Raw genomic sequence first — 13,569 nt, 5'->3', positions numbered from 1 at the left:
CATGACTACCTCCATGCCTTGTACCGATGGCGCGCCCGCTGCTGCTGCAGCGAGGCCTGCCAGGAAACGCTTCAACATGAAGAAGTGGGCGCCGTATATTTTCATCAGCCCCTTCTTCATCCTGTTCGCCGTCTTCAGCCTGTTCCCGCTGCTGTTTTCCATCTATCTGTCGTTCAACCAGTGGGAAGCGGCCAGCGGCGTGGAAGCCATGCAGTGGGTGGGGCTGGACAACTACAAGTATGCCTTGAGCGACCCGTGGTTCTTGCGCTCGCTGGGCAATACCGTCTGGCTGGCGCTGGCCTCGGGCGTGCCGCAGCACCTGGTGGCCATTCCGCTGGCAGCGTTCATCCACAACAGCTTCAAGCGCTCGCGCAACCTGGTGATCGGCATTTACTTTTTACCGTTCATCACGTCCAGCGTGGCCATCGCCATGGTCTTCAATACCCTGTTCTCGCGCGACTATGGCCAGATCAATGTGCTGATCCAATGGTGCGCCAGCCTGCCGCTCGTCGGCGGCCTGTTTCCGGCGGAATCGATCGACTGGCTGGGCAGCTCGCTGTTCATCAAGCCGGCCGTCGCCTTCGTCATTTTCTGGCGCTACCTGGGCTGGAACCTGGTGCTGTATCTGTCCGCGCTGCAGGTGATCCCCAAGGATTTGTATGAAGCGGCCACCATCGACGGTGCGTCGAAACGCCAGCAGTTCTGGTACATCACCTTGCCGCAGCTGCGCCCCATGATCTACCTGGCCGTGACACTCACCATCATGGGCAACCTGCAGCTGTTCGAGGAACCGTTCGTGCTGGTGGCCGAATCGAGCGGCGTGAGCCAGTCGGTGATGACGACGGCCATCTTCGTCTACAAGACGGCGTTTTCCTCGGGCGACTTCGGCACGGCGTCGGCCATTTCCTGGCTGCTGTTCCTGATCATCGCCAGCACCACCTGGGTCAACAACCGCATCTTCAGCCGCAATGAACGCAAGGAGGTCCGATGAAAACCACCCGCTGGACGGCCTACGCCATGGTGGCCATCGGCGCCCTGATCATGGTCGCGCCGTTCTACTTCATGTTCGTCTTCGCCACGCACACGAGCGCCGAGATCTACAGCCTGCCGCCGCCGCGCTGGTTCGGCACGGCCCTGCTCAACAACATCGAGCTGCTGCAGGAGCGCCTGCCGTTCTGGCGCAATATCGGCATCAGCCTGTACGTGGCCCTGATGACGACGGCGCTGACCTTGTTCTTTTGCTCGCTGGGCGGCTATGCGTTCGCCATGTACGAGTTCCGCTTCAAGCGGCCCCTGTTCACCCTCGTGATGGCGTCGATGATCATCCCGTCTTTCATGAACATGATTCCGACCTTCATGCTGATGGATTTCCTCGGATGGCTGGACCAGCCGCGCGCCCTGTACGTGCCTGGCGCGGCCGGCGCGCTGGGGATTTTCCTCATGCGCCAGTACATCGGCACGGCGATCCCGAAGGATCTGATCGAGGCGGCGCGCATCGACGGCTGCGGCGAATTCGCCATCTACTGGAGAGTCGTGCTGCCGCTGATCGGTCCCGCCATGGGCACCCTGGGCCTGATCACCTTCATCAACTCGTGGAACAACTTCATCACGCCGCTGGTCGTCATGCGCTCGGTCGAGAACTACACGATCCCGCTGGCCCTGCGCAGCATGCAGGCGCCGAACAACACGGAGTGGGGCGCGCTGATGACGGGCGCCGCCATCGCCGTGCTGCCGCTGCTGCTCATGTTTTTTGTCGCCTCGAAGCGTTTAATTGAAGGACTGACCCAGGGCGCCGTCAAAGGCTAGCACTTTTTTTCATCCACTCACACTGACATGACCACCATGCATAACGACGATATTGACACCAACTTTCCCGCCACCTTCACCTGGGGCGTGGCCACCAGCGCCTACCAGATCGAGGGCGCCGCCGCCATCGACGGCCGCGGCCCTTCCATCTGGGATACCTTCAGCCATACGGATGGCAAGATCATCGACGGCAGCAATGGCGACGTGGCCTGCGACCACTATCACCGCTACGCGGAGGACGTGGAGCTGATCGCCAGCCTGGGCGTGAACGCCTACCGCTTTTCCATGTCCTGGTCGCGCGTGCAGCCCACGGGTTCCGGCGCCTGGAACGAGGCCGGCTTCGATTTCTATGGGTGCCTGCTCGACGCCCTGGCCGCCAAGGGGCTCGATGCCCATCTGACCCTGTACCACTGGGACTTGCCGCAAGCCTTGCAGGACGAGGGCGGCTGGCTCAATCGCGCCACCTGCTACCACTTTGCCGCCTACGCGGCCGAAGTGGCGCGCCGCTTCGGCCACAAGGTCGCCAGCATCGCTACCCATAACGAACCGTGGTGCACGGCCGTGCTGGGCCACGGCACGGGCCAGTTCGCGCCCGGCATGGCCGACCCGGCCGCCGCCGTGCAAGTGTCGCACCATCTGCTGCTGTCGCACGGCCTGGCCATGCAGGCGATGCGCGCCGTCAATCCGCCCGCGAAACTGGGCATCGTGCTCAATCAATGGACGGCCACCCCGGCCACCGACAGCGCCCAGGACCGCGAGCTGGCCGAACTCGAATATGCGCGCTCGGTGCAGTGGTATATGGACGCCATCTTCAAGGGCCGCTACCCGGCGCTGGCCCTGAAACACGTCGACGCTTCTGCTTTATCCATCTTTGAAAACGATTTCATAGATATCAAGCAACCCATCGACTTCCTTGGCGTGAACTACTACACGCGCGCTTTCATGAGCGCCGAGACGCCGCCGCGCAAGCCCGAGTGCAAGCTCGGTGTCAACGACATGGGCTGGGAAACCTATCCGCAGGGCTTGACGGAACTGCTCGTCGGCCTGCACCGCGAATACCGGCTGCCGCCCGTCTACATCACGGAAAACGGCATGGCCGTGGCCGACAAGCCCGTCGACGGCAAGATCCACGACGCGCCGCGCATCGAGTACGTGCAGCTGCACCTGGACGCCTTGCGCGCCGTGATCGCGCAGGGCATCGACGTACGCGGCTATTTCTACTGGAGCCTGATGGACAACTTCGAGTGGAACTCGGGCTACGCCAAGCGCTTCGGCATGGTGTACGTCGATTACGCCACGCAGCAGCGCAGCTTCAAGGACAGCGCCCTGTGGTACCGCGATTTCATCGCCGCGCAGCGCGCATCCCACGCCGCCGTCCTGGCCGAGGAGCACTGACATGGCCGCCATCTCCCTGCGCGGCATCCGCAAGACCTATGGCGACGGCCCGGAAATCGTCAAGGGCCTGGACCTCGATATCCACGACGGCGAATTCATGGTCTTCGTCGGGCCATCCGGCTGCGGCAAGTCGACGCTGCTGCGCATGATCGCGGGACTGGAAGACATCAGCGCGGGCCAGCTGCGCATCGGCGACCTGCTGGCCAACGACGTGGCGCCGGCCGAGCGGGGCATCGCCATGGTCTTCCAGAGCTACGCGCTGTACCCGCACATGACGGCGCGCGACAACATGGGCTTTGCCTTGAAACTGGCGGGCAAGCCGGAAGCGGAAGTGCGCGCGGCCGTGGGCAAGGTGGCCGAGATCTTGCAGATCACGCACCTGCTCGACCGCAAGCCCAAGGCCTTGTCGGGCGGCGAACGCCAGCGCGTGGCCATCGGCCGCTCCATCGTGCGCCAGCCCAAGGTGTTCCTGTTTGACGAGCCGCTGTCCAACCTTGACGCCTCGCTGCGCGTGCAGACGCGCATCGAACTGGCCAAGCTGCACCAGGAACTGGGTACCACCATGATCTACGTGACGCACGACCAGGTCGAAGCCATGACCCTCGGTGACCGGGTCGCCGTCTTCCACGGCGGCCACCTGGAGCAGGTGGGTGCGCCGCTGGACCTGTACCGCCAGCCGGCCAGCCAGTTCGTGGCCGGCTTCATCGGCGCGCTGCGCATGAATTTCTTGCCGTGCGCCGCCGTCCCCGCGCTGGCCAGCCAGCTTGGCGGCGAGGCGGGCATGCTGGTTGGCATACGCCCCGAACACCTGCGCCTGGTGCCGCGCCACGAAGGCTACGGCGCCACGGTGACCCTGATCGAGCAGCTGGGCGATGCGCAGATCATCCACGCGACGCTCGACGGCAGTTCGCACGCGGTGGCCATCAAGCTGCATGGCGAGGCGCGCCACAGTCTGGCGCAGGGCAGCGCCATCGGCTTTGCGCCGGAAGAGGGCCATGCCTTTCTATTCGACACGGCCGGGCGCGCCGTGGCTACCCATTGACCCCGCACGGAGGCGACATGACTTCAGATTGACACCCAAAAAATGTGCAGCAATAGCCAAAGAGCTATGTGATCATCAATCAACCAGCGGTACAGGAGACAACAACAATGCAACAGCTCAAACGCAATACCATCGCCCTCAGCCTGGCGCATGCGACCTTCGCCCAGTTCATCTTGCTGGGCAGCGGCGCCGCCATGGCCCAGGAGGCTGCAGCCACCGACGCGGCAAAGCCGGCCGCCGAACAGATGGACCGCATCGTCGTCACGGCCACGCGCCGCAATACCTTCGTGCAGGAGACGCCGCTGGCCGTCACCGCCTTCAACCAGGACACCCTGCAAAACAACCAGGTCAAGGATCTGGCCTCGCTGGCCACCATGGTGCCCAGCCTCGTCGTCGAGCAGCATGGCGACTCGGGCGGCGTGCACGTCTACATGCGCGGCGTCGGTTCGGCCAACCACACGGAGCTGGGCGACCCGGCCGTCGCCTTTTATGTCGATGGCGTGTATTCGCCGCGTCCCCAGGGCGCCACGGCGCTGATGTACGACCTGTCGCACGTCGAGGTGGCGCGCGGACCGCAGGGCACGCTGAACGGCCGTAATTCGACTGCCGGCGCCGTCAACCTCGTGTCGGCCGCGCCTAGCACGGCCAAGTTCATGGGTTCGGCCGGCATCACGGTGGGCGACTACCGCCACCTGCAGACGCAGGGCATGATCAATATTCCGTTTTCCGACGACGTGGCGCTGCGCATCGCCGCCATCAAGGATAGCCATGACGGCACGGTGGACTTCCGCCGCGGCTCGAACGTCATGCCGGGCACGGCCAAGTATGGCGCCGGCGATCAGATGGGCGTGCGCGCCTCGCTGCTGTGGAAGTTCACGCCGCAGCTGCGCGGCACCTTCATCGCCGACTACTTCCTCGACCAGGGCGCCGGCAACGTCTACCTGGCGGCCGAACCGAAACGGGGCGAGAAGCTGCGTTCGGCCCTGATCGACACGCCGGGCACCCTGGACCAGTCGATTCTGACCTACAAGGGCAAGCTCAATTACAAGCCGACGGACGCGCTGGACTTCACGTACCTAGGCAGCTGGAGCCGCTACAAGCGCCAGAACAGCAACGACTCGGATGCGGGCCTGTTCCCTGGCTTCAAGTCGGAAAACCGCACGGACTGGGCGCAGTTCGACAGCTATTCGCACGAGCTGCAGGCGCGCTCGGACGACGACGCGCCGTTCCAGTGGGTGGCCGGCCTGTTCCTGTTCAATGAAAAGAACAAGGTGCGCTTCGATATCGACCGCAGCCAGATTTCGCAGGCTGCCGTGCAGCAGGATATCGCCAATGGCGCCGTGATCTTCGTGCAGCCGACCGTGGGCCAGTACGCCTCGTCGATGTCCTTCATCCAGGGCGACCGCCAGCTCAAATCGAAAGCCGTGTTCGGCCAGGTCAGCCAGCAAGTGACGGACCAGATCAAGCTGACGGCCGGCGCGCGCTACACGAAAGACCATAAATTCGACATCGGCGGCAAGAACTGGGCATGCCCGAACTGGCCGGCCAACACCCCGTTGGGCACCACGGTCCTCACCGCCGACCAGCTGCGCCAGCTCGTCACGCCGGGCACGGGCCTGGCCAACACGCACAATATCGGCCCGGGCGGCGCCATCACGGCCGCCACCTGCGGCAATACGCCAGGCGACAATACGGCCGACCTGAAATACGGCCAGGCCACCTGGCTGGGCCGCATCGAGTACAAGCTGCGCCCGGACATTCTGCTGTTCGGTTCCGTGACGACGGGCTTCCATTCGCCGGCCATCGGCGACGGCGGCGCTACCACCAAGCCGGAAAAGCTGACCAGCTATGAAATCGGCTTCAAGTCGGACTTGCTGAACCGCGAACTGACCCTGAACCTCGACGCCTTCCTGATGAAGTACAAGGACAAGCTCGAGTCGCAGGTGGTCAACAGCGTGCTGGCCAACTTCAACGCGGCCGGCGCCACCGTCAAGGGCCTGGAAGCGGAGTGGGTGTGGCGGCCAACGAAGGTCGACCGCCTGACGGGCAACGCCACCTGGCTGAAAGCCGTGTATGACGACTTCATGTCCTGCGACGTCGATGCGGCGCGCGCGAATGGCCAGTCCTGCGGCTCGACGGCGCCACTGGTGAACGTGGGCGGCAGCACCATGAAGCATGCGCCGAAGTTTTCCACCACCGTGCAGTACGAGCATGATTTCAATGTCGCCGGCGGCCAGATCACGCCGCGCGCTTCGGTGCACTATGAAACCATGTCGTATGTGGGGGCGGGGGCGTTCAACGGCGACGTGCCGGGCCATGCCGGCGTCAAGCGCCAGGAAGCCTACACGACCCTGGACCTGAGCCTGCGCTTCCAGCCGGCCAACAAGGCCTACACGGTCGAAGCGTTCGTGCAGAACGCCACGGACAAGGCGGTCAAGCTGGACGTCAATGAAATCTGCACGGACGTGGGCATGCCATGCCAGCCGACGCAGCAGATCTACGGCGCCTTCTACAACGCGCCGCGCACGTTTGGCGCGCGCGTGTCGATGAAGTTCTAAGTCAGGTAGTGTGAAAGGGCAGTTGCGGTAGCAGTCCACTCAGTAGGGAAGGTGTTGGGCCGGGGTTCTTCCCCGGCCTTTTTTATTCCAACGCTTATTCCAGGCTGGCTTGCACGCTGGCAATGCCGACCTGCGCGCTGCCTTCGGCCAGGCGCACGTTGACGTTCTGGCGCGCCTGCAGCTGCGCCGGCGAGCGCACGATATTCCCTTTTTCATCGCGCAGTATCGCGTAGCCGCGCTCCAGGGTGCGCTGGGGATTCAGCAGTTCCAGCTGCGCCGCCAGGCCGTCGAGGCGGTGGCGCCGCTGGCCCAGCTGCTGCGCCATGGCCGCGCCGCTGCGCCGCTGGGCTTCCACCAGCCGCGTGCGCGATGCCGTGACGTCGGGCCGCAGGTTGGCCCAGCGCGAGCGCAGGCGTTCGAGCGCGTACTGCGACTGGTTCACGGGCGCGCGCGCCGCATGCGTCATGGCCGTCGACAGGGCCAGCAGCTGCAATCGCTGCTGCTGCAGCTGCGCCTTCGGGTTGAGCAGGCGGCGGCTGTGGCGGTCCAGGGTTTGCGCCGCGTCATCGAGGCTGCGGCGCATGGCGCGGCGCAGGTCCGTCGCGTCGGCGCGCAGGGATGCCATCCAGTCGGCGCGCGGCGTGGCCGCCAGTTCGGCCGCCGCCGTCGGCGTGGCCGCGCGCAGGTCGGCCGCGAAGTCGGCGATGGTGAAATCCGTCTCGTGTCCCACGCCGCTGATGACGGGCATGGAGCAATCGGCAATCGCATGGGCCACGGCTTCATCGTTGAACGACCATAAATCCTCGATGCTGCCGCCGCCACGGCACACGAGCAGCACGTCGCACTCGGCCCTTGTCGATGCCGTGCGGATGGCGTGCGCGATCTTTTCCGGCGCCTGCTGTCCCTGCACGGGCGTCGGGTACAGGATGATGTTGACGTGCGGCGCGCGGCGCTTGAGCGCGATCAGCACGTCGCGCAGGGCGGCCGCCTGCGGGCTGGTGACGATGCCGATGCTGCGCGCGAACATGGGGATGGCGCGCTTGCGTTCCTGGTCGAACAGGCCTTGCGCTGCCAGCTTTTCCTTCAGGCGCTGGAACGCTTCGTACAGGGCGCCCACGCCGGCGCGGCGGATGGCTTCCACATTGATCTGGTAATCGCCGCGCGCGCCATACAGGGTGACGAGGGCGCGCACTTCGACCTTGTCGCCTTCGCGCGGCGTGAAGCCCGCGTACTGGGCGCGGCCGCGGAACATCACGGCACGGACCTGGGCGCCATCGTCCTTCAAGGTGAAGTACCAGTGGCCGGAAGCGGCGCGCGTGAAGTTGGAAATCTCGCCGGCGATCCAGGTCAGGGGGAACGAGCGCTCGAGCAGGCGCGCGACGGCCTGGTTCAGGGCGCTGACGGTCAGCACGGGCGGGGCGGCAAAACCGCTGTCAGTCGGGTTGTCGGTCATCATAAAGCTGGGAGCGGGAAGGGAACTGTCCACATATTATCGGCGAGGTCATGCTTATGTCATATATCGCGCAAAACAACAAGTTCTATTTCTAAGTAATTGATTTCATGACGAATTCCTGTATGCCTGATTTGCGTGCACAGGGAAAAAATCCTTTAATATCAAGCACATCAGTGTAGCCCCTGCCACTTACGCACAAAGTTATCCACAGAAAGTGTGCGGAACTTTTTGCCTTGGATAAACATGGCTGGGCTGGCCTTGTCCGAGCGATAAAAGTGCCTTGCTACATTTTTGCGCACGGAAATAAAGTGCCTATGAATCAAGCGCTTAGTATGCCATGCATGGCCTTGCGCACAATCTTATCCACAAAAAATGTGCAGAACTCTGGCGCGGCACCGGATTTATCCACGGGAAGGCCCATGGCATGGCTTGCCTTAATTTTGCGCAGCATAAAAATAGTCTTACAAATCAAGGGTGTAGCATCGCACCGTACGCCTTGCTCACAATCTTATCCACAGAATGTGTGCAAAACTGCATAAACCGTTTCGTGGTTTATCCGGGTTTTCCACCGTGTGAGCATGTTGAATTGCTGCCTTATTTTTCAGCAGAGAAAAAAATCCCTTTAAAATCAATGCTCTTGCATGGAGTCAATCGGCTTGCTCACAATCTTATCCACACTTTATGTGTGGAACTGCGCTGGCGGTGGAAAACTGCCGTTTTGAAGTGGAATCGGGCCGTGAAAAACACGCTTTTCAGCCAATGCCACATTTTTATGCATGGCAATAAAAACGATATAAATCAATGTACTTGGCGCCTATCCGTACGCTTGCGCACAATCTTGTCCACAGATTGTGTGCAGAACTTTGAGGGCCTGTCTGGCGCCGATTGCGCGCTTGCTGCCACTTTTTTACGCATTGATTTAATTTCCTTTAAAATCAATGGCTTGATTACATTCCTCGGCTTTGCGCACAATCTTGTCCACAGTAAATGTGCAGAACTCTTCAAGTATTAACTTATTGACATTGACTACTGTCGATAAGCTGCTATGCCTGTATTTTGCGCAGCACGATAATTCCCATGTAAATCAATGACTTGCATGTTGGACTTCATGCTTGCTCACAATCTTATCCACACAAAGTGTGCAAAACTGGGCTCCCGCCAGCGCGCTGGGGACAAGTACCATGCAGGCGCCACTTGCCGCCGGCGCGGCAACGCGCTACATTGCGCCATTCCTGCGCGCACGTACAATCGGTCTTCGGCGCTCGGTACAATACAGGCTGTTCGGGCGCTCCATCGCCTTCCCTTTACCAGGAGTTTCTTTTGCTCGCTATATTTCAAGCCGCTGGCTGGCCCATCTGGCTGTTGTTGATCGCTTCCATCGTCGCCCTGGCCCTGATCATCGAGCGCCTGCTGTATTTGCGCCGCGCCAAGATACTGCCCCGCAAGCTGTTCGATGAAGTGGTGCAGGTGTATCGCAGCGGCAAGATCACGCCGGACACGGTGGCCAAGCTGGAAAGCAATTCGCCGCTGGGCGTGGTGCTGGCCGCCGCCTTGCGCAATGTCGACGCGCCGCGCGAGGTGATGAAGGAATCGATCGAAGAGGCGGGCAGCGGCGTGGCCCACACGCTGGAACGTTTCCTGACGACTCTGGGCACGATCGCCACCCTGGCGCCGCTGATGGGCCTGTTCGGCACGGTGGTGGGCATGATCGAAATCTTCGGTTCGCAAAACGCCAGCGGCTCGAATCCCGCACAATTGGCGCACGGTATCTCGGTGGCCCTGTATAACACGGGTTTCGGCCTGGCCATCGCCATGCCGACCCTCGTCTTCTACCGCCACTTCCGCGCCCTCGTCGACAGCTTCGTCATTGACATGGAGCAGCAAGCGGTCAAGTTCGTCGACATCGTCCACAGTGGCCGCAAATGAACTTCCGCAAAGGCAAGGGGCGTGAAGACCCCGAAATCAACCTGATCCCGTTCATCGACGTGCTGCTGGTGATCCTGATCTTCCTCATGGTCAGCACCACCTACAGCAAGTTTACGGAGCTGCAGATCACCTTGCCGACGGCCGACGCCGAGCAGGCGAAGGAGAAGCCGCAGCAGATCGATGTCACCATCGATGCCAAGGGCAACTACACGGTCAACCGCGAACCCGTGTCGTTCCGCGACGTGGCCGGCCTGGCCGACGCCCTGCAGAACGCGGCGAAAGCGGCCAACGGCGGCAAGGCGCCCGCGCAGACGCCCGTGGTCGTGGTCAACGCCGACCAGTTCGCCATGCACCAGATGGTCATCCACGTGATGGAAGCGGCCCGCCTGGCCGGCTATGAAAAGCTGACGTTCGCGGCGCAAGCTGGGGGCAAGTAAGCTTCGACCGTTACCGGCAACAAAATTGGGGTCTGACCCGCCGGGTCAGACCCCAGCCCTTTACTCCTCCCCCCCCCATGCCCACATCCTCCCCCGCCAAGCTTGAAACCACATTGACCCGCGCCTGGCTGACGCGCGGCCCGCTGGCGTGCGCGCTGTGGCCCGTCTCCCTGCTGTTCGGCGCTTTGAGCAGTGTCAGGCGAGGCCTGTACCAGGCAAACCTCTTGACATCCGCGCGACTGCCCGTGCCCGTCGTCGTCGTCGGCAACATTTTTATCGGTGGCACGGGCAAGACGCCGCTGACGATCTGGCTGGTGCAAGCCTTGCGCGACGCGGGCATGCGTCCGGGCGTCATTTCGCGCGGCCATGGCAGCGCCGACCGTTCGCCGCGCGCCGTCACCGCTGCTTCCACGCCGCAGCAGGTGGGCGACGAGCCGCTGCTGATCTTCCAGCGCGGCGGCTGCCCCGTGATGGTGGGGCGCGACCGCGCGCAAGCGGGCAGGGCGCTGCTGGCCGCGCACCCGGACGTCGACGTGCTGGTGACGGACGACGGCTTGCAGCATTACGCCTTGCGGCGCGACGTGGAAATCGTGCTGTTCGACGGCCGCGGCGCGGGCAATGGCTGGCTGCTGCCGGCGGGGCCTTTGCGTGAATCGCCGCGCCGCCGGCGCGACGTGACGGTGATCAATGCGCCCGAGCTGGCGCCGGATCTGGTGGCCAGGGTCGCGCCGCAGGGCGGGCTGGTGGTGCAGATGCTGCTGGCCGGCGGCGTGGCCGAGCGCATGGTGAACCGCAGTGAAAGCGTGGCGCTTGCAACCCTGGCGGCCAGCGGCCGGCGCATCGTGGCGGCGGCCGGCATCGGCAACCCGCAGCGCTTCTTTGCCATGCTGCGCGGCGCCGGATTGGACTTCACGGAACTGCCCTTGCCCGATCATCACGACTTCCTCGACCAGCCATTTGCGGCGCTCGACACGGATGTGATCTTGATCACCGAGAAGGATGCAGTAAAATGTGCGCAAATTGAATATCTCAAAGATGACCCGAGACTGTGGGTCGTCCCCGTCAGTGCGCGCATCGATAGCGCGCTGGCCCAACAAATTGTGGAGAAATGTCGTGGACGCTCGACTGCTTGATATCCTGGTCTGCCCTGTTTGCAAGGGTCCGCTTGAACACGATAAGAAGGCGCAGGAACTGATTTGCCGCGCCGACCGCCTGGCCTATCCGATCCGCGATGGCATCCCCATCATGTGGGCGGACGAAGCGCGCACCCTGCAAGACGCAGTGGAATAACGATGGCGTTCATCGTCATCATCCCGGCCCGCCTGGCCTCGACGCGCCTGCCGGGCAAGCCGCTGGCTGACCTGGGCGGCAAACCCATGGTGGTGCGCGTGGCCGAGCAGGCAGCCTTGTCGGGCGCCGCGCGCGTCATCGTCGCCACCGACCATGAATCCATTCGCGCCGCCTGCGCCGCGCATGGCGTGGAAGTGTGCATGACGCGCAGCGACCATCCGTCGGGCACGGACCGCATCGCCGAAGTGGCGCGCACGCTCGAGCTGCCGCTCGATGCCGTCGTCGTCAATTTGCAGGGCGACGAACCGCTGATCGATCCGGCCCTGCTGGCCGCATGCGCGGCGCAGATCAGCGCCGCCGTCCCCATGGCCACGTGCGCCCATCCGCTGCACGATGTGGCCGATGCGTTCAACCCGAACGTGGTCAAGGTCGTGCTGGATAAAAATGGCCGCGCCTTGTATTTCTCGCGCGCGACGATTCCGTGGCACCGCGACGGCTTCGCGCAGTCGAAAGACAGCTTGCCGGCCGGCTATGTGCCGCTGCGCCATATCGGTCTGTATGCATACAGCAATGCATTCCTGCAAGCATATCCGCAACTGTCCGCGTCGCCGCTGGAAGCGATCGAGGCGCTGGAGCAGTTGCGCGTGCTGTGGCATGGCGTTGCCATCGCCGTGCATGTTACGGACTCGGCCCCAGCCGCCGGTGTCGACACGCCGGAAGATCTTGCCAGGGTGCAATCCCACTACGGTGCCCTGTAAGCGCTACCCGTAAAACGGCAGGCGTGCAAATAAAGTTTTGTGCGCCTGCAGTAAAAACCACATTTTGAAACGTCTGCCTCGCGAATTGCTGGCTTTGATCAATCAGGGCATAGCAATTCGATAGCAAACTGGCGTTCCGGGGATTTTTTGTGGTAAGTTTCGTACGGAAAGATAGCCTTGGCAACACCATCTAAAAATAATTACACATACCACCATCCAAAATCTGTTTTTTAGGAACTTTTCAATGCGTCTGATACTTTTAGGAGCACCCGGTGCCGGCAAGGGCACCCAAGCTAACTTCATCAAAGAAAAATACAATATTCCACAAATCTCCACGGGCGACATGCTGCGCGCGGCGATCAAGGAAGGCACGGAACTGGGCCTGGCAGCGAAAAAAGTCATGGATGCGGGCGGCCTCGTGTCGGACGACATCATGATCGGCCTGGTCAAGAACCGCCTGCAAGAAGCCGATTGCGCCAATGGCTACCTGTTCGACGGCTTCCCGCGCACCATCGCGCAAGCGGACGCCATGAAAGATGCCGGCATCAATGTGGACTATGTGCTGGAAATCGACGTGCCTGACGCGTCGATCATCGAGCGCATGGACGGCCGCCGCAGCCACCCGGGTTCGGGCCGCGTGTACCACGTCAAATTCAATCCGCCAAAAGTCGACGGCGTCGACGACATCACGGGCGAGCCGCTGATCCAGCGCGACGACGACAAGGCGGAAACCGTCAAGAAGCGCCTGGACGTGTACCACAACCAGACCAAGGTTTTGCTCAACTACTACAATGACTGGGCCAAGTCCGGCCTGCCAGGCGCGCCGAAATACCGCCGCATCGCCGGCGTCGGTCCGGTCGAGCAAATCCGCGACAGCGCATTTGCCGCCCTGGCGGAATAAGCA

General features: G+C 62.6%; 13 protein-coding genes. 12 read left to right on the top strand and 1 reads right to left on the bottom strand.

The window, feature by feature from the left end; translation table 11 throughout:
- The first annotated feature begins 1 nt into the window (after nt 1).
- The 5 genes from KO538_RS18050 to KO538_RS18030 all read left to right on the top strand — a co-directional run bounded on the left by KO538_RS18050 (nt 2) and on the right by KO538_RS18030 (nt 6,801).
- Nucleotides 2-991 carry a carbohydrate ABC transporter permease gene (locus tag KO538_RS18050; RefSeq protein ID WP_034751747.1) on the top strand — a complete coding sequence of 330 codons (990 nt, stop codon included), beginning with the start codon at nt 2-4 and terminating at the stop codon, nt 989-991.
- Nucleotides 988-1,806: a carbohydrate ABC transporter permease gene (locus tag KO538_RS18045; RefSeq protein WP_070282696.1), complete on the top strand. Its 819-nt coding sequence runs from the start codon at nt 988-990 to the stop codon at nt 1,804-1,806. The genes KO538_RS18050 and KO538_RS18045 overlap by 4 nt, the downstream gene beginning before the upstream one ends.
- A 27-nt stretch (nt 1,807-1,833) precedes the next feature.
- Nucleotides 1,834-3,201, top strand: a complete 1,368-nt coding sequence (locus KO538_RS18040; protein ID WP_219329212.1) for a GH1 family beta-glucosidase — start codon at nt 1,834-1,836, stop codon at nt 3,199-3,201.
- Nucleotide 3,202: 1 nt separating this feature from the next.
- On the top strand, nt 3,203-4,243 hold the full coding sequence (locus KO538_RS18035; protein ID WP_046682640.1) for an ABC transporter ATP-binding protein: 1,041 nt from the start codon (nt 3,203-3,205) through the stop codon (nt 4,241-4,243).
- Between the two features lie 107 nt (nt 4,244-4,350).
- A complete protein-coding gene (locus tag KO538_RS18030) occupies nt 4,351-6,801 on the top strand; it encodes a TonB-dependent receptor (protein ID WP_072454454.1) in 2,451 nt (816 codons plus the stop codon).
- 94 nt (nt 6,802-6,895) lie between these two features.
- Here KO538_RS18030 and xseA read toward each other — a convergent pair whose 3' ends face one another.
- A complete protein-coding gene (xseA, locus tag KO538_RS18025; RefSeq protein WP_072454455.1) occupies nt 6,896-8,257 on the bottom strand; it encodes an exodeoxyribonuclease VII large subunit in 1,362 nt (453 codons plus the stop codon).
- A gap of 334 nt (nt 8,258-8,591) precedes the next feature.
- Here xseA and KO538_RS18020 point away from each other — a divergent pair, with 334 nt between their 5' ends.
- From KO538_RS18020 to adk, 7 genes are all read left to right on the top strand, one after another.
- Nucleotides 8,592-9,266, top strand: a complete 675-nt coding sequence (locus tag KO538_RS18020; RefSeq protein WP_219329211.1) for a hypothetical protein — start codon at nt 8,592-8,594, stop codon at nt 9,264-9,266.
- A 308-nt stretch (nt 9,267-9,574) separates the two neighbouring features.
- Complete coding sequence (locus KO538_RS18015) at nt 9,575-10,180, top strand: MotA/TolQ/ExbB proton channel family protein (RefSeq protein ID WP_034751738.1); 606 nt, start codon at nt 9,575-9,577, stop codon at nt 10,178-10,180.
- Nucleotides 10,177-10,617, top strand: a complete 441-nt coding sequence (locus tag KO538_RS18010; protein ID WP_034751736.1) for a biopolymer transporter ExbD — start codon at nt 10,177-10,179, stop codon at nt 10,615-10,617. The genes KO538_RS18015 and KO538_RS18010 overlap by 4 nt, the downstream gene beginning before the upstream one ends.
- Before the next feature lie 77 nt (nt 10,618-10,694).
- Nucleotides 10,695-11,750 (top strand): tetraacyldisaccharide 4'-kinase, encoded by a 1,056-nt coding sequence (gene lpxK, locus KO538_RS18005; RefSeq protein ID WP_219329210.1) that lies wholly within the window; start codon nt 10,695-10,697, stop codon nt 11,748-11,750.
- Nucleotides 11,731-11,907 carry a Trm112 family protein gene (locus KO538_RS18000; RefSeq protein WP_010395789.1) on the top strand — a complete coding sequence of 59 codons (177 nt, stop codon included), beginning with the start codon at nt 11,731-11,733 and terminating at the stop codon, nt 11,905-11,907. The genes lpxK and KO538_RS18000 overlap by 20 nt, the downstream gene beginning before the upstream one ends.
- Before the next feature lie 2 nt (nt 11,908-11,909).
- Nucleotides 11,910-12,665 (top strand): 3-deoxy-manno-octulosonate cytidylyltransferase, encoded by a 756-nt coding sequence (kdsB, locus tag KO538_RS17995; protein WP_219329209.1) that lies wholly within the window; start codon nt 11,910-11,912, stop codon nt 12,663-12,665.
- Nucleotides 12,666-12,909: 244 nt separating this feature from the next.
- Nucleotides 12,910-13,566, top strand: a complete 657-nt coding sequence (gene adk / locus KO538_RS17990) for an adenylate kinase (protein ID WP_034751729.1) — start codon at nt 12,910-12,912, stop codon at nt 13,564-13,566.
- Nucleotides 13,567-13,569 lie beyond the last annotated feature (3 nt).

It is taken from the genome of Janthinobacterium sp. NKUCC08_JDC, from assembly GCF_019345575.1.
In the GTDB taxonomy this organism is placed as follows: Bacteria; Pseudomonadota; Gammaproteobacteria; order Burkholderiales; family Burkholderiaceae_D; genus Janthinobacterium; species Janthinobacterium aestuarii.
This window is presented reverse-complemented; position numbering and strand designations above follow the sequence as displayed.